21 protein-coding genes are annotated in these 20,275 nt (G+C 61.4%); 14 read left to right on the forward strand and 7 right to left on the reverse strand.

Going from position 1 to position 20,275, the window contains the following annotated elements:
* Positions 1-57: 57 nt before the first annotated feature.
* Positions 58-654 carry a uridine kinase family protein gene (locus AC5RWO_RS11245; RefSeq protein ID WP_498731456.1) on the forward strand — a complete coding sequence of 199 codons (597 nt, stop codon included), beginning with the start codon at positions 58-60 and terminating at the stop codon, positions 652-654.
* Here the strand turns inward: AC5RWO_RS11245 and AC5RWO_RS11250 are convergent.
* The 3 genes from AC5RWO_RS11250 to AC5RWO_RS11260 form a co-directional block, all read right to left on the reverse strand.
* The gene (locus tag AC5RWO_RS11250; RefSeq protein ID WP_498731457.1) at positions 651-1,754 is read right to left on the reverse strand and encodes a class I SAM-dependent methyltransferase; all 1,104 of its coding nucleotides are present in this window, start codon (positions 1,752-1,754) and stop codon (positions 651-653) included. The genes AC5RWO_RS11245 and AC5RWO_RS11250 overlap by 4 nt on opposite strands.
* A gap of 16 nt (positions 1,755-1,770) precedes the next feature.
* On the reverse strand, positions 1,771-2,154 hold the full coding sequence (locus AC5RWO_RS11255) for a hypothetical protein (protein ID WP_498731458.1): 384 nt from the start codon (positions 2,152-2,154) through the stop codon (positions 1,771-1,773).
* Positions 2,155-2,301: 147 nt separating this feature from the next.
* A complete protein-coding gene (locus AC5RWO_RS11260) occupies positions 2,302-3,924 on the reverse strand; it encodes a LuxR C-terminal-related transcriptional regulator (RefSeq protein WP_498731459.1) in 1,623 nt (540 codons plus the stop codon).
* Positions 3,925-4,029: 105 nt separating this feature from the next.
* On the opposite strand from AC5RWO_RS11260, the gene AC5RWO_RS11265 reads away from it, so the two are divergent.
* Together AC5RWO_RS11265 and AC5RWO_RS11270 are read left to right on the forward strand one after the other, a co-directional pair.
* The gene (locus AC5RWO_RS11265) at positions 4,030-4,467 is read left to right on the forward strand and encodes a VOC family protein (RefSeq protein WP_498731460.1); all 438 of its coding nucleotides are present in this window, start codon (positions 4,030-4,032) and stop codon (positions 4,465-4,467) included.
* Between the two features lie 96 nt (positions 4,468-4,563).
* Entirely contained in the window at positions 4,564-4,923 is a 360-nt protein-coding gene (locus AC5RWO_RS11270; protein WP_498731461.1) for an iron chaperone, read from the forward strand.
* Between the two features lie 41 nt (positions 4,924-4,964).
* Here AC5RWO_RS11270 and AC5RWO_RS11275 read toward each other — a convergent pair whose 3' ends face one another.
* The 4 genes from AC5RWO_RS11275 to AC5RWO_RS11290 all read right to left on the reverse strand — a co-directional run bounded on the left by AC5RWO_RS11275 (position 4,965) and on the right by AC5RWO_RS11290 (position 9,491).
* Positions 4,965-6,146, reverse strand: coding sequence for an epoxide hydrolase family protein (locus AC5RWO_RS11275; RefSeq protein ID WP_498731462.1), 1,182 nt, complete (start codon positions 6,144-6,146; stop codon positions 4,965-4,967).
* A gap of 104 nt (positions 6,147-6,250) precedes the next feature.
* Complete coding sequence (locus tag AC5RWO_RS11280) at positions 6,251-6,814, reverse strand: dihydrofolate reductase family protein (protein ID WP_498731463.1); 564 nt, start codon at positions 6,812-6,814, stop codon at positions 6,251-6,253.
* A gap of 208 nt (positions 6,815-7,022) precedes the next feature.
* On the reverse strand, positions 7,023-7,625 hold the full coding sequence (locus tag AC5RWO_RS11285) for a dihydrofolate reductase family protein (RefSeq protein ID WP_498731464.1): 603 nt from the start codon (positions 7,623-7,625) through the stop codon (positions 7,023-7,025).
* A gap of 474 nt (positions 7,626-8,099) precedes the next feature.
* Positions 8,100-9,491 carry an MFS transporter gene (locus AC5RWO_RS11290; protein ID WP_498731465.1) on the reverse strand — a complete coding sequence of 464 codons (1,392 nt, stop codon included), beginning with the start codon at positions 9,489-9,491 and terminating at the stop codon, positions 8,100-8,102.
* 83 nt (positions 9,492-9,574) lie between these two features.
* Here AC5RWO_RS11290 and AC5RWO_RS11295 point away from each other — a divergent pair, with 83 nt between their 5' ends.
* The 11 genes from AC5RWO_RS11295 to AC5RWO_RS11345 all read left to right on the forward strand — a co-directional run bounded on the left by AC5RWO_RS11295 (position 9,575) and on the right by AC5RWO_RS11345 (position 20,144).
* Positions 9,575-10,462, forward strand: coding sequence for a sigma-70 family RNA polymerase sigma factor (locus AC5RWO_RS11295; RefSeq protein ID WP_498731466.1), 888 nt, complete (start codon positions 9,575-9,577; stop codon positions 10,460-10,462).
* A gap of 330 nt (positions 10,463-10,792) precedes the next feature.
* Positions 10,793-11,488 carry a hypothetical protein gene (locus AC5RWO_RS11300; RefSeq protein ID WP_498731467.1) on the forward strand — a complete coding sequence of 232 codons (696 nt, stop codon included), beginning with the start codon at positions 10,793-10,795 and terminating at the stop codon, positions 11,486-11,488.
* A 275-nt stretch (positions 11,489-11,763) separates the two neighbouring features.
* Positions 11,764-12,495 (forward strand): hypothetical protein, encoded by a 732-nt coding sequence (locus tag AC5RWO_RS11305; protein WP_498731468.1) that lies wholly within the window; start codon positions 11,764-11,766, stop codon positions 12,493-12,495.
* 260 nt (positions 12,496-12,755) lie between these two features.
* Positions 12,756-13,055 (forward strand): hypothetical protein, encoded by a 300-nt coding sequence (locus AC5RWO_RS11310; RefSeq protein ID WP_498731469.1) that lies wholly within the window; start codon positions 12,756-12,758, stop codon positions 13,053-13,055.
* Between the two features lie 44 nt (positions 13,056-13,099).
* Complete coding sequence (locus AC5RWO_RS11315; RefSeq protein ID WP_498731470.1) at positions 13,100-13,423, forward strand: hypothetical protein; 324 nt, start codon at positions 13,100-13,102, stop codon at positions 13,421-13,423.
* A 172-nt stretch (positions 13,424-13,595) separates the two neighbouring features.
* A complete protein-coding gene (locus AC5RWO_RS11320) occupies positions 13,596-14,117 on the forward strand; it encodes a class I SAM-dependent methyltransferase (RefSeq protein WP_498731471.1) in 522 nt (173 codons plus the stop codon).
* Positions 14,118-14,232: 115 nt separating this feature from the next.
* Complete coding sequence (locus AC5RWO_RS11325; protein ID WP_498731472.1) at positions 14,233-14,781, forward strand: hypothetical protein; 549 nt, start codon at positions 14,233-14,235, stop codon at positions 14,779-14,781.
* A gap of 239 nt (positions 14,782-15,020) precedes the next feature.
* Positions 15,021-15,557: a hypothetical protein gene (locus AC5RWO_RS11330; protein WP_498731473.1), complete on the forward strand. Its 537-nt coding sequence runs from the start codon at positions 15,021-15,023 to the stop codon at positions 15,555-15,557.
* A 1,296-nt stretch (positions 15,558-16,853) separates the two neighbouring features.
* Positions 16,854-17,453, forward strand: a complete 600-nt coding sequence (locus tag AC5RWO_RS11335; RefSeq protein WP_498731474.1) for a recombinase family protein — start codon at positions 16,854-16,856, stop codon at positions 17,451-17,453.
* 800 nt (positions 17,454-18,253) lie between these two features.
* Positions 18,254-18,697 (forward strand): hypothetical protein, encoded by a 444-nt coding sequence (locus tag AC5RWO_RS11340; protein ID WP_498731475.1) that lies wholly within the window; start codon positions 18,254-18,256, stop codon positions 18,695-18,697.
* 457 nt (positions 18,698-19,154) lie between these two features.
* Positions 19,155-20,144: a 1-phosphofructokinase family hexose kinase gene (locus AC5RWO_RS11345; RefSeq protein ID WP_498731476.1), complete on the forward strand. Its 990-nt coding sequence runs from the start codon at positions 19,155-19,157 to the stop codon at positions 20,142-20,144.
* The last annotated feature ends 131 nt before the right edge of the window (positions 20,145-20,275 follow it).

Genomic DNA, 20,275 nt, shown 5'->3' on the forward strand with positions numbered 1-20,275 from the left:
ACACCGCAGATTTACAGGTATCGGACCTGTACGGCTCACGCACGCAATAATGGGCCTGTGCCTTCTCCCCACATCCCGCTCGTCCTGCTCGGCGGCGCCTCCGGTTCCGGCAAGTCCTACCTCGCCGCGCGCTTCGGCCGCCCGCATGTGGAGCTGGACAGCTTCTACCGGGAGATCAGCGAACACACCCCGCAGTCGCCGCTGCCCCAGACGGCGTACGAGGAGATCGACTGGGACCATCCGGACACCTGGAATAGTGGTGCAGCCGCCCGCGCCATGCTGGAACTGCTGCAGACCGGCCGCACGCAGGTGCCCAAGTACTCCATTGCCACCTCCAGCTACACCGGCCACCGCTCCATCCGGCTGGCCGAGGGCCCCGTGATCGCCGAAGGGATCTTCGCCGACGCCGTTCTGGCCCCGTTGCTGGGCCTCGGCGTCTCGGTGGAGCCCATCTTCATCCAGGTTTCCCCGATTACGACGGCGGTGCGCCGCCTCGTGCGCGACCTGCGGGAGCACCGCAAACCCGTTCCTTTCCTGCTCAAGCGCGGCTGGGCGCTCTTTTGGAACGAACGGCGCGTCCGGCAACGCTATCTTGACGCCGGCTTCCGGCCCGTACCCAAGCGGCAGGTGAAACGGCTGCTGGCCGGGCTTTAAGTCCGGGCTATGTAGTAGGTGTTGAACGGATCCGAATCGATGTCCTTGGGTTCAACGGTGCCAAAGCCCGCCTCATCGAGCATGGACAGCGCAAGCTGCTGTCCCCAGGCGGTACCCAGCCCGTCGCCGTCGAGCCCCAGAGATACGCTCATGCAGTGGAACGTCGAGATGGCATATACGTAGCTGGCCCATGGCATCTCGATGTTGTCCTCCACGTTGCTGGATGCCTTGATATCCACCATCAGGAAGACTCCGTCCGGGCGAAGGGCACGGCGGATGTTGCGCAGCACGGTGCCTGGGTGAGCCTGGTCGTGGATGGCATCGAATGCTGTCATGACGTCGAAGCCTGCCTCGACGTCGAGCTTGGCGACGTCGAGCACCTCAAAGGACGCATTCGCCAGCCCCCATCGTTTTGCCTCGCTTCGGGCGCTTTGGATAGCTTCCTTCGAGAAGTCATAGCCGGTGAAGCGGCTGGCGGGGAAAGCCTGTGCCATGAGGTTGACCGCATGTCCGGAGCCGCAGCCGACATCGGCAAGGTCAAGACCGGCCCGCAACCTTTCCGGCAGTCCAGGTACCAGCGGCAGGATCACGTCCAACAAAGCCGCATCGTTCACCGCGGCGCTGGTTTCTGCCATGTTTTGATGAAACCGCGGGTAGTCCGCGTACGACAGGCCTCCACCGGTCCGGAACCGCTCGATAATCTTCTGTTCCACCTCGCCCATCATCGAGATGTCCTGCATCAGGATGGCCATGTTGTCCGGACCCGCCGCGCTGGTCAACACGGCCGCATGTTCACGTGGCAGCCGGTACGTCTTGGCGGCAGGGTCGTAGGTGACAACGCGCGCCGTGGTCATGCCTCCCAACCATTCGCGTACGTAGCGTTCGTTGAGGCCTGCCGCATCAGCAATCTGCTCGCTGGTGGCGGCCGGCATTCCTGCCATGGTCTCGAACAGTCCGGTCTGATGGCCGACACTGGTCAGCACCGCGATCGCAGCATCGTTGAGGATGCCCACGAAACGTCCGGCAAACGCCTGAACGGCTTCGGTATCAAGTTCCTGATCAGCGGAATCCTGCAGTGATGTTCCTTGCTCAATAGTCATTTTCCTTCTCCGACTCCTAGGGGCTGTTGCTGCCCATTTGAGGTGACTGTTGGAATTCTGATGAGGGCCCGGCCCCGGGCGAATCCTGCATCGTGCCCGCCGTTGCGAAGGCCACACCATGCGAGCGCTTCCTGCCGAGCGCTTCGTGCCGTAGGTACATCGCCAGCATGAATCCGGTCGTGACCAGGTAAAAGGCGTGCAACGCCCAGATCGGGCCGGCCGGCAGGCTGTAGATGTAAACGGAATGGACCAGGTTGCCCATGTTGCTCAGCAAGAGGTTGCCCAAACTGTACGAGGCCAGGTCCCTGGTCTGCACGGCTTTCACAATCATGGGCATGACGCTGCCGGCAAAGATGACGGTGGAAACGCCGCCGGCCAGAACCATCAGGTCGATTTCCATGACCGATTCTCCTTTGACGCCCGTTCGAATAGTTCACTATCAACGCTACGAAGCGGACGAGAGCTGCGCGTCGGGCGAATTACCCATCTTGTTCCCTAGTGCACTGGTGCAGGTCATGCAGACAGTGTCGTTGGTTCGCGCCGTTGCCTACCGGCGCGAAGGCAACCCATGTTCGTGTGCCCATGCCGCCGCAGCCGTCCGCGTTGACACGCCGATCTTGGCGAAGATATTGGCCAGATGGCGGCCTACCGTCTTCTGGCTGATGAACAAAGCATCCGCGGCATCCTTGTTGCTGCCCCCGGCGGCGATAAAAGAAAGCACATCGGCCTCCCGTTCCGTTAACCCGCCGGGCAAGCGCCGGCCATCAAGCCGCTGGACATCCGGCAGCGCGCCAAGTTCCCGGTAAATGGCCAGTGCAGTAGCGGTGTCCGCGGCAGCAGTGCCGGTTTCTCCCAGCCCGCGGTGGGCCCGCCCCAGAAGCTCGTAGACTCTGGCCGTTTCGTACCGCGCGTGCAGTCCGCGGTACTCACGAGCAGCATTCTGCAGCACCGGCAGAGCCTCTTCGTGCCGGGACTGCGCGATCAGCACTGCAGCCCTGGCCTGTCCTGCCCACGCGCGGAAACCGGCTGTAGCGAACACGGCAGCGGTTTCTTCCAGTTGTCTGCACAACCGCTCCGCTTCTTCCTGGAGGCCGAGTGCAAGGGCGATTTCGACGGCGGATTCCAGCAGCCTGGCGCAGGCCAGCCGGTCACGACCCGCCAACGCAGCACAAAGGCCGGCCCACGCGGCGTCCTGTTTCCCGACAGCCTGCTGGAGAAGGGACTCCCCGGGCTGCGGCTCACAGCCCAACTCTTGTGCCCGCGCGTAGGCTCCACGGGCGCCACTTAGGTCACCGCGCAGACGACGGATCTCGCCCAACTGGTAGTAGGCCTCCCCCGCGACCCAGTTGTTCCGGCCCACAAGCTCCGACCCGGTCCGTTCGATGGCCTCTTCAGCAGTGTCCCATCCGCCTTCCGCGCTCTGCAGCTGAAGCCGGTGGATGCGGCAGATGCCGGAGTAAATCGCCTCGCCGTGGAATTGCTCGCACCACTGCTCCGTCGCCTGGGTCCAGGCCCGCATTCGGGACAAGTCAGCCAGCGCATGACAGGCGTGGATCACGGTGCAGTAAATATCTCCAGCCCATTCCGGCGGCAGCTGGCCTGCCAGCACCGGCAACATTGCTTCGTCCAGCTGGGCAAAGCCCTCGGCCGTACTGCCAGTGCGCACGTCCGCCAGCCCTGCGAGTACCAGGCCGAACGATGTCAGGGCCGGAGCCCGAAGCCGGCGCCCCATCTCCTGCAGCGTCGCCGCGGCATCCCGCGCCGGCTGGAGGTTCCCGAAGTCCAACGCCACGGTCGCATCCAAGTAGACAAGGTAGCCGTGCTCCACGCCTTCAGGCAGTTGCAACAGGATTCTTCTGGCCCGGTTGACCCACCCAGAGGCTATGACCAGGTCGCCCCGGATGAACCACAGCAGCGCGAGGTTCAAGGCCTTCTTGGCGGCACCCAGGACATCGCCGTCGTCATTGAACCGGTGGTAGACCTCTTCGGAAATCTCCAACGATTCCCTTACCTGTCCTACCCACCAGGCAGAACTGCCTAGCAGGCTTAGGTCCTCCGTCGGCAGCTCCGAGAATGTCCGGGCCTGCGTGAAATTCCGGTGAGCGGCGTACCAGTCCCCGCGGGCGTACGCCGTCCGCGCCGTGGACAGTAACTCCTCGAACTCGTCCATCCGGGCCTCCACCTCAACGGTAGTCCCGTCAACGTCCGCCGGTCGAGCCTTAAGCGCTGGATCCGCCACTGGAGCTAATCGCTCCGTCTTGGTAGCTTTCAACGCATGGCCATCAAATTTGAGAATGTGGGTATCGCTGTTCGCGACATCGAAGCAGCAATCGCGTTTTTCACCGATCTCGGTCTTGCACTCATCGGCCGTGACACGGTTAGCGGCGAGTGGACCGATACTGCCGTTGGACTTGATGGAAACCACGCCAAGATCGCCATGCTACAGACCCCGGACGGTCATGGTCGACTCGAGCTCTTCGAATACATCCATCCTGAAGCAATCGAATCGAAACCAACTCGTCCCAACGACATCGGCATGCACCGCGTGGCCTTCTCCGTAGACGACATCGATAAGGCCCTCGAAATAGCGGCAAAGCACGGATGCCATCCGCTACGCGGTGTGGCGACCTATAAGGACGTCTACAAACTCACGTACCTCCGCGGCCCCAGTGGGATCCTCGTGATGCTCGCCGAGGAACTGAAGCACGGCTGACACACGAATCGGCCCAATTGCATATGCTCGGGGCTTGTATCATCGCTCAAGATGCGACAGGCGTCCCACATGACGCCGGCGAACAGGGAGACCACCATGACAGCGAGTTCGATCTTCGAGTACATCGACGGGTACGACGGTGATGTTCGACATCGGCTGCTGACCGTGTATGAACTGATCCGGTCGGCCGTGCCCGATGAAGCGGTGGAATCGATCAGTTGGCGTATGCCGACCTTCAAACTCGGCACCGAGCCGTTGTTCTTCTTCACCGGAACAAAGCGCCACATCGGGTTCTATCCGACTCCAGACGCGATCGTGCATTTCTCGACAGAGCTGGCCGCATATGGAACCACCGAGCACGCTATCCAGCTGCGCCATGATGCCCCGCTCCCGACCGAGCTCATCCGCGAGATAATCGCGTGGCGGCTACAGCAGCTGCCTTCAGACAGGGTTTGAGTCAGTCGCCTCGGCGCACCGCACCGCGCGCTGAGCAGCGTTCACCGTTTAGCGGCCAGCACCGCCGCGAGACCCTCTTGCAGATCCTTGACGAAATACTCGGGAACCTCCAGCGACGGGAAGTGTCCTCCGATTTCGGGCGTCTTCCATCGGACGATCTGTCGGTACCGCTCCTGTGCCCAGGCGCGCGGACACTTCTCGATGTCGCGAGGATACATGCTGATTGCTGAGGGAACGTCCACCCGAAGCTCGGGGTCCAGCGCGTTGATACCGCCGTGACTCTCGTAATAGATGCGGGCCGCCGACGCGCCGGTCCGCGTCAGCCAATACAGGGTGACGTCGTCAAGAATCCTGTCAATGGAAATCGACTCGAACGGGCTGTCTTCGGTATCCGTCCATTCAGCGAACTTGTCAAGAATCCAGGCAAGGAGCCCGACCGGCGAATCAACGAGCGAGTAGCCGATGGTCTGCGGTCGGGTCGCCTGCTGCTTCGCGTACGCCGCGCGGTGGGCCCAGAAATCGCGGGTTTCCTCGGTCCACCTGCGCTCGGCCGCCGTCAGCCCGTCCGTGGCCATCCCGGGCGGTGCCTGAGCCAACGTTGTATGAATGCCGAGGACATGCTCTTGGAACCTGCCGCCGAGAACCGTGGTGATCACACCTCCCCAGTCGCCACCGTGGGCGGCGAACTTACCGTAGCCGAGCCGTCCCATCAGTTCCACCCAAGCGGCGGCGATCTTTCCGGTCCCCCACCCGGTGCTGGCCGGTTTGTCGCTGTATCCAAAGCCCGGCAACGACGGAACGACGACGTGGAACGCCGGCGCACCTGGATCTTTCGGATCTGCCAGCTCGTCGACGACATCGATAAACTCAGCAATGCTGCCTGGCCAGCCGTGGGTCAGGATCAAAGGAGTGGCATCTGCGCGCGCGGATCGGCGGTGCAGGAAGTGGATTCCCAGATCATCAATGGTCGTGCGGAACTGGCCGATGCGGTTAAGGCGCTCTTCGAACGACCGCCAGTTGTAATCTGTGTGCCAGTAATTCACAACATCAACCAGATCGGCGAGAGGAACGCCCTGCTCCCATCGGCGAGGGTCGGGCGCGGCGCGATAGACCGTCTCGGCCTCCGGCAGCCGCGCCGCAGCCAATCGTCTGCGCAGATCATCAAGATCAGCGTCAGTTGCGTGGGCTTCAAATGCTTGCACGTCGCTGGTGACACGAGACATGAGTCCTCCTGGCGGTCGCGGAACCTCCTAAGACGTGATGCGAACAAGCCTAAGTGTAATTGCGGGATCTGGTGATCTACGAGTCCCGGCTGGAGTTGGCGCGCTCAGCGCCTCGTCTCGTACCTGGTCAGGACCACCCCGCCGGGAAACGTCCGCGTCTCCACCAAGTTCAGGTTCACCCAGCTATCCAGCGCGGTGAAGAACGGCGTGCCGCCGCCCACCAGGACCGGATGGGTCACGATCGTGTACTCGTCGATCAGCCCGGCTCGCATGGCCGCCCCGGCGAGCGTTGCGCCACCAACCCTCATCGGCTCGCCGTCGTCGGCCTTGAGCCGGGTGATCTCCGCGACCGCGTCACCGGTGACCAGGCGGGTGTTCCAGTCGACCTTCTCCATCGTCGAGGAGAACACTACCTTCGGCGTGTCCCGCCAGTTCCGCGCGAACTCGATCTGCGCCGGGGTGGCATTGGGCTGCTGGTCGCCGGTCGGCCAGTAGGAGCTCATTGTCTCCCACAGCTTGCGTCCATACAGCAACAGGCCGATCGCCCGCTCCTGGTCGAGCCACCACTGGAACAGTTCATCACTTGGCCCGCTCCAGCCGATGTCGTCGCCAGCCGCAGCGATGTAGCCGTCCAGAGTCAGGTTCATGCCGTAAATCAGTTTCCGCACGGTGCCAGCCTTCCGTCAGTCGGTCTCCAGTGTATAAACCGGGCGTGCCACGGGAAACTCATCGGTGCGCTATCTGGGCACGCAGGTAGTCCTCGTGCTCGGGGTTCAGCGTGGCGAACATTAGAATCCTTCGTTTTCCGAGTAAATACCACCGGCAGGCGGCAGGTGCGGCGACATGGACGATCTGCAATGCGGGTGGCGGAGCAGTTCATTCGGCCGTGTTCCCCGTCTCCGGAGGTCCCTCAAGGCGCCGATAGCGCATCAGCAGCACACCCGCCCGAAATGATTTCGGCGGCTCGACCAACTCGAAGCGGGTGGCTGCCGTGCCTTCCGGGAACAGCTTCTTTCCCTTCCCGAGCACGACCGGACACATCCAAAGGTTCACCCGGTCGACCAGGCCTTCGCGGAACAGTGTCTGCAGCAAATTACCGCTGCCCCAGGTGTGGATTTGCCGGTGCCGATCGCGCAGTCCGAGCACTTGGGTGGCCACGTCGGTTATCTGGGTGCTGGTGTCCCAAGACAGCTCCGGCGTGCCGCGGGAAGCGACGTACTTGGGCACCCGGTCGAAGGCCTGCCCGATCGCGTCTAATTTTCCCGGCCAGTAGCTGCGGAAGATTTCGTATGTGGTGCGACCCAGCAGAAGCGCGTCGGCTTCCTGAACATCCGCATCCACTTGTTCCCCGGACTCAGAGTCCCAGAACGGGCGCTCCCATCCGGCGTACTCAAAGTCCCCGTCCTGGACGGTGGGACCACCGTTAGCCTGGATCACGCCGTCCATCGTGACGTTCATATTGACGTGCAGCTCACCCATGTCGCTATATCCTCACTATTCTCATAGCGTCCCTTTCGGTTCACCTCCGCGACCAGGATCCGAAAGACATCCGGCGCCCGCGACAGCGGTCCGTCCGGACGCGGCCAGCCCGGCTCCCACCAGCAGTGTGGCGTCGTAACGTGCCTGGGGTCCTCCGGCTAGAGGACTCGCGCCCACGGCCCGGGCCCGCTGTTCCGGCCGTGACAATTCGCTCATGCTTATTCACGGTACGTCGGCTCTGCACCGCTGTATAGAGACCTCAAATCGTTAGAGAGCTGCCTCGAAGGAACCCTTCCCCGTTACCCGCTGGCCCACTGTTGCATCCCCTCGAGTCGTAGCCTGCCACGGACCAAATCGGCGATGCCCAGGGCGAAGTAGTAGTGGACCGTGAAGCCGAGCTAGCGGGTGTGGAAGAAGACGGCCTCTGCCACGTCGTCGACGAGATAGCGGATGCTGACCAGGCCGGTCGGGTTCTCAGGCATGGCTGTTCCTTGGGGTTTTCGAAGGCGACGAGCCGGGACGTGACCAGGGTGTCGAGCGGAGGCGTAGGAGCGCAACCACAGAAATGGCGCTGCATGCCGTCGCCAGCAGCAGGGCCGCGTTCATGCCGTCCAGCCGGTACGATGACAGCCCCCAGGCAACCATGGCCAGTGCCGGACCGAAGGCGAATCCGACCTGGCGGGCGAGACTGGTGGTTGCACCCGCCGTCGCTAACTTGCCCGGGGGCGTCTGGGACATCGCGATCGCCATGTTGGGTGCGTTGAACAGCCCGTTGCCGCAGCCGGCCAGGAAGAGCCGCCACACCACATCACCGAGTGCCCAGGACAGATCCATCGGCGCTATGAGGAGCAGAGAAACAGTGAATAGGCTGGCGCCGAGCAAAGCCGTACGCCGCCAGCCCCACAGGTCCCCGAGGAACCCTCCGACGGGGCCAGCCATCGCCATGCCGGCCGGAAACGCCAGGAGGATCGCTCCGGCGGCGGCCGCCGACTCCCCGAGCGCTCGTTGCAGGAAGAACGGTGCGATGAAAAAGACCACGCCGATGGCGGCGGCTGCACCAGCCAGTGCCAGATGCGGCGCGCCGACCCCTGGGGTGCACAGCAATCGGCGGACAGGGCGGCTGACGGGCAAACGGAGCCAGCCACCGAGGAGAGGCAGCGCCAACGCCGCGAGCAGGAGCCACGCCGGCCCTTGCCCGGCCGTCAGGGTCAGCGCCAGCAGCAGCGCCGCGCCGGCGACGCTCAGCAGGGCAGCCTCCGCGAACCAGGTGCGGTCGGGCCTGCGAAGCGGCAGGTCTGCCGCCAGCAGCCGGAGCCCCAGCAACAGCACCACAAGACTCACGGGAAGGTTGACGAAGAAGACCCAGGGCCATCCAGGGGCATCGACGAGCAGGCCGCCGAGCACCGGCCCACTGATCAGGCCCAGCGGACCGAGCGTCGTGATCAGGCCCATCGCCCGTCCCCGCGCCTCTGGTCGCACCGCCGTCGTCGCCAGTGCCGGCATCAGCGCGAACAGCAACGCGCCGAACGCCCCCTGTGCGAGCCGTGCACCGATCAACCAGACGAGGTCGGGCGCCACGCCCGCAGCCAGGCTCGCGGTTGCGAACCCGGTGACCGAGAACGCCAGAGCTGGCCGACGGCCGACCGTGTCCAGCCAGCGGGCGCCGGGCAGCGCCAAGCTGGCCAGTGGGAGGAGATAGGCCAGCACGATCCACTCGGCAGTAGTCGTGGAGAGGCCAAGGTCGCGTTCAATCACCGGCAGCGCGGCGGTCACGATACTCATGTCCACCGACGCCATGAAAACCGCCAGTCCGGCAGCGATTACCAGCCACCACTGGTTCTGCTGCGATTCAACTGTTTGCATCATGCCCCCACTCGCCCTTCGCCTGTCACAGGTACCCGACTGCCGGGATCATAGATATGAGCCCGGCCGAGAGGATGATGTGACAGATGCAGGACGATGAAAGGCTCGCGCAGCAGTTCGAGGAACATCGTCCGCTGCTGCGCGCAGTCGCCTACCGAATGCTCGGATCCCCTACCGATGCCGAAGACGCGATCCAGAACGCGTGGCTCCGCTTCAACCAAACAGACACCGACACCATCGACAACCTCAGCGGCTGGCTAACCACGGTCATCGGTCGCGAGTGTTTGCACCTGCTGCGCGCAAACAGGCGGCGCCGGGAGGACCTCCTCGACCCGGTGACGCAACTGCCTGATCCGATCGTCACGGCCGCCGAGGACGACGACCCCGAGCAGCAGGCTGTGTTGGCCGACTCGGTCAGCCTCGCCCTGCTGGTGGTGCTGGACTCTCTCAACCCCGCCGAGCGGTTGGCGTTTGTGCTGCACGATATCTTCGACGTGCCCTTCGACGAGATTGCCCCGCTCGTGGAACGTACGCCGGCGGCCACACGGCAACTAGCCAGCCGTGCCCGGCGCCGTGTCCGAGACCATGAGCCTCGCGTACCCAACAGCGATCCGGGCCGACAGCGAGAGGTGGTCGAGGCGTTTTACGCGGCCGTCAACGCGGGAAACTTCGCTGCACTGCTTGACGTGCTCGCCCCGGACGCCGTGTTCCACGCCGATTACGGCCCGGACCGCCCGTCCAAGGTCTACCGCGGTGCAGAAACCATTGCGCGGCAGTCGCATGCAGCGCGAGGCGCCGACCTCCAACCGGTGATGGTCAACGGTCTGCCCGGTGTTGTTGCATTCCGGGACGAGCGGCCGATATCGCTCATGGCCTTCACTGTAGTTGACGGCCGGATCGTGGCGCTCTACGGTATCCGCGATACCGAACGGGTGCTGCGCCTCACCGCCGGTATTATCCGGTCCGGACGCTGAACCCACGCGACGTTGACGGCCACTCGCGGAAAGGGCTGTCCTTTCAAAGTTGCCCGGATTAGCTGTCGTTGAACTCCTCGGCCGAAAAACTGAACTTGTGGCATTCCGCCAGCCAGCGCGCGTTTCCGATTCCCCCGGACCCGCACGCTGACGTGAGCGACCCGAAAGCGGATCGTCCTAGGGCACGCGCGGGCACCGAATTGCTGGCGCCCAGTAGAGCATTGAATCATGGTCGGAGAAGAATCTAACGCGTACCTTTAAGTCATCCCTCACTGCGACGATTCCTGGACCGCTGGTCAATCTCCTGTCGAGGTCGGCAAGAATAGTCGTGTGCCTCCGATACCTGACACTCACCATGCAGCTTTTGACAGCCTGGTCACCCGTGCACGGCAACTTTTCGGCAATGCGGTCGAGGAAAAACTGCTCGCTCCCGATAGCTATCGGCTTCCCACGTTTAGGGTCGGCCAACTTTCCATGATTGGTGAGCAATGGCTCGTGGTAGAGATCGCCCCTGGCCCGTACTCCCGTCACCACCACCAGCGGTGGGAACTTGATTGGAACTCAGACCTCGAGAAAGCAACGGTGCTGCTGGAGAAGTATCACGCGCGGCAGCTGCTCGCTCCGAGTTCAGGTGATGTCCTCGTTGCGCGGCTCATTGCCCTGGTGGGAGACCATGGCGAAGTCGCCGTCTCAACGGAGCAAGCTGAGTTCGACCGGATTGCCGCTGTCACGCCGCATCATCGCGGCGCCATCCCGTTCGAGGTCCTCGTGACCAGCGGCTACGTTGTGGTCATCAACGGGCCCGACTTCGGATGGTGGACCTTTGGGGGCGATTACGAAGATGACGGCGTTGAGGAGGCCCAGAGAGTGCTGGAGCACTTGATCATCCGAGGCGGGACCATCCGTATTATCCGACGCACCGGCGAACTCCTCGACACCGACGGCAGCATTGTCAGCGGCCCCCACCGGGATGCAGTCCGCACACGCCGTACCAAAAACCTGCGCTTCCTGCCGTATCGTCAGTAGGTCTGATTCTCAGCCCGAATACGGCGACCACAACCTGCAACTTCATCACACTCGTTGCCCGGTGTTCGCCGTCGCATAACCGCTGCCGTTATGCCGTAGGGCTTCCTCGGCGCAGCGCGCATCACGGTCTCCGCTTACCCGCCGCAAGCTTCCCATGGACGGTGAATGCTAAAACCAGCTTTTTCCAAGAGGACGCATGAAGGATGTGCCATGTAGCCGTCATCATGCCGGCACATCCACGGCCGGTGACCGGCGAACCGAGGGAGACGGTAAGAATGGCACGCAATACCGGGATTTATGCGGTGTTCCTGTCCGCAATGCTGATGCTCACAGCCTGCGGAGGTGGAGCAGCGCCGGAAGAGACCGCTGAGCCTGCAGCACCGACTGCCGCAGAATCGACGCAGGCAACCGCTGAGCCCAAAACATATTCGAACGATGACCTGAAAACGGTGATCTCGGGCCTGAAAGACGCGCAGGGCCAGCAACTGTCGGTCATTCCGGCAGCCCAGCTCGACCAGGGATTAGCGGCCGCGAAGGAACTCCTGGCGAACGCAACCATCACCCCTGAAGCATGTTCCATCTTCGCCACGGAACAAACCCAGATACCCGAAGGCAGCACCTACGCCGCCGGAGCCAGCCAATCCGCCGAGGAAAAGTCCCAGACCATCATCACCCTCACTGCTGTCAAAGACCCGCAGGTCATCGCCGACCAGGTCGAAAAAGCACAGGAATCCATGCAGGAATGCGCCGAATTCGAGATCGAAGCCCAGGGACAGAAAATCAGCAGCAAGATCACCCCGCTCGAGGTAACGACCGACGGTGAGCAGTCGCTCGGCTCAATCACCACCCAGGAACTGCCGAACGGGCAGAGCCAGAAAGTCATGTCCATAGCCGGAACGCAAGGAACCCTCGCGGCCACCGCCGTGAAAATCGGACCCGACGTCGAGGAAAAAGCACAGGACGAACTCATCAAACTCGTCAACGACGCCCTGGCCCAAAGCCAGTAACCAACCATGCTGGCAACGGACAACACCGCCGCTGCAGAGGCACCAGCAACGTAGCTGGGAGCGTGATTGAGCCCTTCCACGATCCAAAGCACGCAATGTTGCCCCGTTCCCGGGTTTTGCAGCTCTTGCAAGGCGGAACGGGGCAAACACAATTACCAACCGAATGAACAAGACACCCCGCGGCGAAAGGCATCTTCATGACTCACCCGCCTCCAGAACCGAATCGAGACTCAGGTCCTACCGATCGAGTAACGTACTCCATGCCTCAGCAGCAAACAATTGATCCCGGTCGCTCCTTGGGGATAGCCGGGTTCATCTTGTCATTGCTGGTACCAATCAGCGCCGTCGGTTTGATCCTGAGCATCATCGCCCTGGTGCAATCCCGCAAAGCCGGAATGAAGAACAAGCTGGCTCTCGCCGGAGTCATCATCGGTGCGGTCATCACTCTCCTTGGTCTCGCCTTCTTCGTTTTCTTATTCACCTCCCTGTTCCAGGTCTGCTCCGAACTTGGGAACGGGGTGCACCAGCAAAACGGCATAACCTACACCTGCAATTTCTAAAATGCAGCCGCATTCATGTCGATCCCCTACTGTCAGGAGCCAAAATGGACACTCTTGCTGTTGCTGTCCTGATGCTGGCCTGTGCTCTTTCAACTGCATCCGCGATGCTTCAAGTAATCACACATCCGACGCAGCGACTCCCCTACTTCGACACCAGCGGCGCGAGTTTTACCCGCGGCAGCGCATGGCTGTTCTGTGGTGCTCTTGTCCTGATCATTGTTGGTTCGTTCCTGCATTCGCAAGCCACCGGGGCGGACCCCCTTGTTGAGGTCGTCGTATTCCTGTTCATTGGCGACTGTCCGGTGATTCTGATCCGGATGCTCCATAATCGACGGGTCGCTCATCCGGAATCTCCCACCTCGGTTTAGGCAGCGAAGACGAGATCTGGTTCTGCAGACTCGACATCAGCAAAGGATCCGCCGACGGACACGTAGGCCTTTTCCTCCTACTACTCTCTTAAGCATGGCTGATGAACTTGTCCGAGCCGCATACAGTACACGTGCTGCCGAATACACGAGCCTTCTCGGTTCCGTTGAGGACATGCACGAGCTGGACCGGGAACGCATCGAACGTTGGGCCCAAGGCATTGATGGGCAAGTAATCGACATCGGTTGCGGTCCCGGCCATTGGACGAATTTTCTACACCAGCGCGGCGTGAAAGTGCACGGTATCGATCTGGTTCCCGAGTTCATCGACAGTGCGCGGGAACGCTTCCCTGGCGTGCCATTTCAGGTCGCCTCGTTCAGAGATCTCGACGTGCCAGCTGGATCGCTGCACGGAGTGCTCGCGTGGTATTCCTTGATCCACGTTCGCCCAAACGAGATGCCTGCAGTTCTCTCCAAGATCGCTGGCGCACTCGCGCCCGGAGGGCGCCTTCTTATCGGATTCTTTCAGGGTGGTTCCGCCGAGCCTTTTGAGCATGCAATCACAACGGCGCACTATTGGCCGGTAGAGCAGATGCGACAGATGCTCAGCGAAACAGGATTTAACGTGTTGAACGTAGAAGCACGTCAGGACTCGGGTAAACGGCCGCACGCGGCCATCGTCGCCACCATGCAATAAGGGGATCCTTTACTGACGTCGATGCTGGGCAGAAATTCATAGCCCTTGACAGCTCTGGAGACGATTCCTGAAGGAAGGGGTAAGGTAGCGCCAAGACTTAGAAAGGTCAGGCAGCGTGCCGGAGTCGGACTTGGAGCCTACGCCTCAAAGCTGGTTGGAGAGAGCCTACGACTGGAACCTCGCGATGCTGCCGGGACTATTCTTCTTCCTCGCGGCATTCGAGCCGCTGAGGGAAGAGCTAGGCTACTGGCTCGCGCTGGTGATTACCCTTGCCGCCGCCCTTGCTCTGACCTTGATCGTTTCCCTGCCGTCCATCCCCTTGAAAAAACGAAGAGTCGCGCGGGACGCTGAGCAGGGGATCTTCGAATGCGCCCATAGAGAGCCAGGATCCTCGCTGAAAGACAAATGGGCCTTGGGGTATGCCAAGGCCCAACCTGGCCGGCTTCTTTTCCAAGAAAAAACTGGCACAATCGGCCCTTTAGTCGGCCGCGTCGAGACATATTCGGGACTAAGAGTTCTCGGCCCTCCAGCCAAATCCCCATGGTCAGTATTTCCGCGGGGAAGAGTTATAACCTTATCTACTGACAAAGGAACCGTGGAGTTGGCTGCAACTCCCTCCGGCCTGAGGTTGCTAACCAAACTCTCCTTGGACCATGGTTCCTAGAACGCGCGTTCTCAACTAATTGCCAGAAGCTGATAATGCAGGGCGGCTGTGTAAGACCATCCTGCCGGAAGGGTGTCCGTCGAGGGATCGACTTACGAGGCGTTCAGGCTAGGCCGAGCTTCCTGAGGCCGACCTTTACTAAGACGAACCGACAAGCGAGATGCTGCCTCCCGGGTATTCGTATGAGTAAGGGGATACATTTCACCAGTAGGAACGAAAAATCTGAAGGAGCCGAGAGCTTGGACCCGGATACACAGCACCTCACCAGCACCACTGGCATTCTCGTACGCATGGTGCAGGACGTGGAGGACTTCGAAGAGCATCCGGACAAGTACCTGGTAGACCTATACGCCGACGAACAAGAGGCCAAGAAAGCTTGGCTGCGGACCGGGAAACGCCACCACTTCACGTACAACGACGGCGTTGTGACCCTCACCTGGCAGGGGATTCCCCTACTCGGCGTCCCCGTGTGGGACGACATCTGCGGCCTCTGGCGCAACTTAGTGACCGTGGTCGATGGCTACCTAACAGACGGCCGGGGAGAAATGTCCTTCCCCGACAGCCCCGCACCGATCATCCTGGAACACGTCCACGGCGGAGCCCTCGTCACCATCGTAGATACCAAGGCCCGCGTCGAACCTCTCACCTTCTGCCGTGAATTGCTCGACGAGGCTGAACGATTCTGGCGTTGGACAGACAAGCAAGACATCCCTGTGGACTCCGGATGGGCGCTTACGGAAATCGAGCGGGTTCGTTCAAAGATCCCCTGGCGTTGATCCTTCGAATTGCGATCAGAGAAGTCTTCACGGGCAGTCACGGTTAGGCCTGGGGTAAAGTCCCGCTCAGACCGCCCGTAGAAGGATCCCTTCAACAGTCACTCCATCAGGCACGGGACTTGAGATCAGGCGTATCCGTGAAATGTCACGGCGCTCCTAAGAAGCCTAAAGTCCAGTCAACCCCCAGGCGGCAAAAGCTAAACCGGCAAGACAGACGATTCCACTTCCTGTTGCAAGGGTCCTGATCTGCAATTGGTAATGGCGTTCTCTGTTTTGGGTCGGAACGACGTTGACAGCAACTTTCGCCAGCCGCTTCCTGCTGAGAAAAATTAGCAGGGCAACGAGACACAAACATCCTCCGAATAGCACGGCCCCAAGCGACTCACTCATCTCATCATCCTGACATGTGGGGGCTAAGCAATTTGGTTCACGAGTAGAAATACCCCAATCCCAAGGCACGACAACCCGAACAGAACGGCTACGACTGTGAGGGTCTTCTCTAGAACCTGATTAGCTCTGGGCGCGACCTTCAGTTCCTCGAGAGTGACGATTTGGAACCTTGTCAGGTGACGCCTGAACACAATCACCGCGATTCCGACGATGATGATGAGAACTGCGTTCAGCAGGGCCATTTGAAAACTACCTCACCTTTCGGTCCGCTTGTTCCTTCTTCGGTCACCCACCAGTGATCTGCCCGCTCTCTTACGTTCCAGGCAGACGGCCTCCCGCCATGGAGAAAATGACCAGGGCCAAGCCAGCGGCAAGCAGAGTCAGTCCGAAGACAGCGCCCTGAATGAGTTGGAATCTTTCAAATCGCTTCGCGTTACGGCGAGGGAAAACCCTTGAGACTATCCTTGCGTTGGTTGATGCCGAAAACTTTCGCACAACCAAGGCAATGGCTCCAAGGAGAACGAGCCATAGACCGAAAATCATTGTTGGTTCCACGCCACCTCTTTCCGTCTACGTATATCTATCCATTCCATGCTTGGAAAGACTCTAGGGGCTCCCGAAATCGCTCGATCAATGCCGTTCCTAGAAGTCAGGTTTGCTTGAAGGAGACATTTAGCGCTGCTGATTAGTGGCTTGGTGCAGCGGCGGTTAGGGGCTGGCTGCTGCGTCAAAGTGTCCCGCTAAGGCGGTTTCGTATAGGCGCCGCAAAACGTCCCGTTAGAGGGTACCCGATCAGACAAACCCACCGCTGGCTAGCAGTGTCGAGGTAGCTGGCTGGAGGCCGTGCCATATAGATAGACCGGTGAACTGGCCGGTGACGGGGAGTTATGTGACACACTCATTGGCATGGCTGAATTACTTGTTGGTTACGCCAGATGCTCAACCGACGAGCAGGACCTCACCGCACAGCGCGATGCGTTGACTCTCCTCGGCGTCGACACGGAACGGATCTATGTCGATCACGGACTCACCGGAACCAATAGAAATCGGCCAGGGCTCCGCGAGGCCATGGCGGCCTGCCGTGCCGGCGACACTTTGATCGTGACCAAGCTGGACCGTTTGGCCCGGTCCGTTCGAGATGCCCATGACATCGCAGACGATCTGGCAAGTCGGGAAATCAAACTGAACATCGGGGGGTCGATCCACGATCCGACCGACCCTATGGGCAAACTTCTGTTCAACGTCCTGGCAATGATCGCGGAGTTCGAAACCGACCTCATCCGTTCTCGAACCCGCGAGGGCATGAAAATTGCCAAGGCCAAAGGCCGCCTGCGCGGTAAGCAACCGAAACTGTCGCCCAAGCAGGAAGCTCATCTTTACAAGTTGCACAACGCCGGCGAACACACCATGTATGAACTGGCCGAGCTGTTCTCCGTTGGCCGATCCACTGTCTACCGCGCCATCGAAAGAGCAAGACGAAAGCTCCCTCCTGAGGACGGTGCTTGACGCCGTGCAGGCGACATCTGACGATGAAGGCACCGCAGCTCTGCTGCGGTGCCTTCATCGTGAAAGGATGCTGAGGTAAAACAGGCCCCTGTGAGACGCGGGCCTATCTGAGCAATTGCTCATAAACGCAAACATTGAATTTCCGGTCTCCTAGTCCCACATCGACGGGCCTCGCGGACCAACCTATCTGAGCATTTCCGGAAAAGAGTCAGGCTAGCATTCGGAAGCCCACTGCAAGTCACTGGGGGCGGCGGCACGGCACTCGGCACTGCCGCCCCGTGTCAACATTGTTCAAGTCTGGGAGAGGTCCAGCACCCACCTATCCGAGCAATAAAGGGGTAGGTCGTTGCTCTTGCTCCACCTACACGGAAGGGTGGCACAGCCGGCAGCAAGAGCAGGGCAGCATACCGTGATAGTCCCACTCAGCTGCTTTGTCGGACTGCCCGTTCTGGATACAGTCCTGCTTGCTGAATGACTGCTCCGCTGCGCGCCTCGAAATGTCTCTTGATGTACTGCCCCGGCAGGTACCCGCCCAGATAGGCAGACCAGAACGCTTCCTCAACTACGGGCTCCACCTGGAAATGATGGCGCCTAACCCTACCTTCCAGGGACCGTCCGTTCCACTCGTCGGCGCGGCCGGAGGAGAAACCGAACTCAACCTGGGCTGCCCCATGGTCCAAGCTCCCATCGCGAAGCCTGAGGTACTCATCGCGCAGCCACCGGTAACCCGTCTCCTTCCCTATCCCCGCTGCGCGGGCTGAAGGTTTGAGACCACTGGGGCTCGCCTTGGCCTTGCCTCCGTGCTCGTAACTGCCGCTGCCATCACACTGCTGCAGGCCGTCGACGGTGTAGCACTGAAGTGGGCGGTGGACGCATGGGCCGGCGCTCCCCCTGATCGGGAGACAGCCTTGTTGGCTGCCGCTGAAGCCTTGAGATGGACTGAGTATTCGCTGCAGTCGTTTTCCAACATCCTGCTGGGGATCACTCTTATCCTCTACGGGCTGGCTGTGGCTGCCGGCACTGCTTACCCCCGCTGGCTTGGATGGCTGGCTGCCGGCTCCGGGACCGCCTGGATCATGCACGGACTGATGGTTCCCTACCTTGGCCTTTTCGAGTCGATCCCGCGCGGGATTGCCTCAATTCTCCTGTATCTGTGGGCATTCATCATGGCGTTCCTGATGTGGCGGAAGAGTAGCCGCGCCCCATCTTCCCCTTCCACCGAGTCAGGTACAGCGGCTGGCTAAGGCCAGAACAGAGAGTATGAAGGTCTGCGTCTGGCGTTGCGCAGGTCCTATTGGCTGCTTCTTGTGCCTGTCCTGGCCGCAGCCGCGTCGATTGGTGGGATGTGACTCGGCGGAGCAGTCCGTGGCTGGAGGGCCTAACCCCAGACCGCCTGTGCCACCGGCGAAACCCGGAGCTTTACATAGAGCCAGCAAGCACAGCCGCGGCCGCATCCCCAAGGCGTATCCGAGGCATACGAAAGGCGCCGATAACGGCGCATATGACGGCGAAGTCTTCGGCTTTGTTGCTTGAGCATTTTGCGGTGGTCCGTGATGCCATGCGCTCCGTCCTGTCCGGGAAGGGCCGAGGTCAGGTCCGGGTCAGGGTCATGGTTGTCAGCAGCCCGGTGCAGGCTTGCTCGCACCGGGCACAGGCTTCTGGCCCTGATGGGGAAACGGCGGGGTCTCCTATGCTGGGCGTATGGAAGCCTCACAGCCAAAGAGCGCGAAGCCGATTCTTACTCTCACGGTGAACCCGGCTCTGGACGTCAGCACCTCAACTGAGCGGGTCGTCAGCGTTCATAAACTGCGGTGCAGCACGAGCCGCCTAGATCCGGGCGGCGGAGGGGTAAACGTGTCCAGGGTAATCCAGCGGCTCGGTGGGCATACTTTGGCGGTCTATACAGCAGGTGGTCCCACCGGTGAGGCCTACCGCCGGCTCATCGAAGCCGAGCGCATCCCCAGCTTGGTGGTACCTGTCCACGGGAGTACCCGCCAGAACTTCACTATTGATGAGACTACGACCGGGAAGCAGTTCCGTTTCGTGCTCGAAGGTCCGGAGCTCAGCAACGCGGAGTGGCGCGCCTTCCTGTCCGTTGTTGCCGATTCGGTCCCGGTAGACGGGTACGTGGTCGCCAGCGGTAGCCTGCCTCCGGGGGTTCCGGAAAATTTCTATGCGGGCGTCGCCCGCCTGGCGTGCGAGGGCGGTGCGCGCTGCGTAGTGGATGCGTCGGGAGCGGCCCTCGCCCAGGCGCTGGCCGAGGGGGTTTTCCTGGTCAAACCCAGCCGACGCGAGATGGAGGTTCATTTCAACGTGGCGCTAGACAGCGTGCCGAGCCAGATCGAAGCGGCCTCTGCACTGGTCGCGGACGGGTCCGCGGAATACGTTGCCCTGACCCTCGGTGAAGCGGGCGCCGTGCTCGCCTCGAAGTCCGGCGTTATCCGCTTGCCGGTGCCATCGGTGCAGGTGCTCAGCGCTGTCGGGGCCGGTGACAGTTTTCTCGGCGCATTTGTGCTCCGGCTCGCGCAGGGCCGCCCAGTTGAGGAGGCGTTCCGGGCTGCCGTCGCCGCCGGAAGCGCTACCGTGATGACGCCGGCGACAGAACTGTGCCACCGCGGCGATGTCGAACGTCTGGAGGCCGAACTTTCGGCCTCGGGGCCTTTGAATGGCATGGCGAGTCAGACACCGTGATGAACTCCGCTGCCTGCATAACGGCCTCAACCCTTCCCGTGACGGATGAAAATCCCGTGCAATCGAGCGCCGGGAGAAGATGCTTGAGAACTCCGGAATCACGCCGTCCTCCGTGGCCGCGGGCGCCGGTA

It is taken from the genome of Arthrobacter sp. B055-34, from assembly GCF_059090425.1.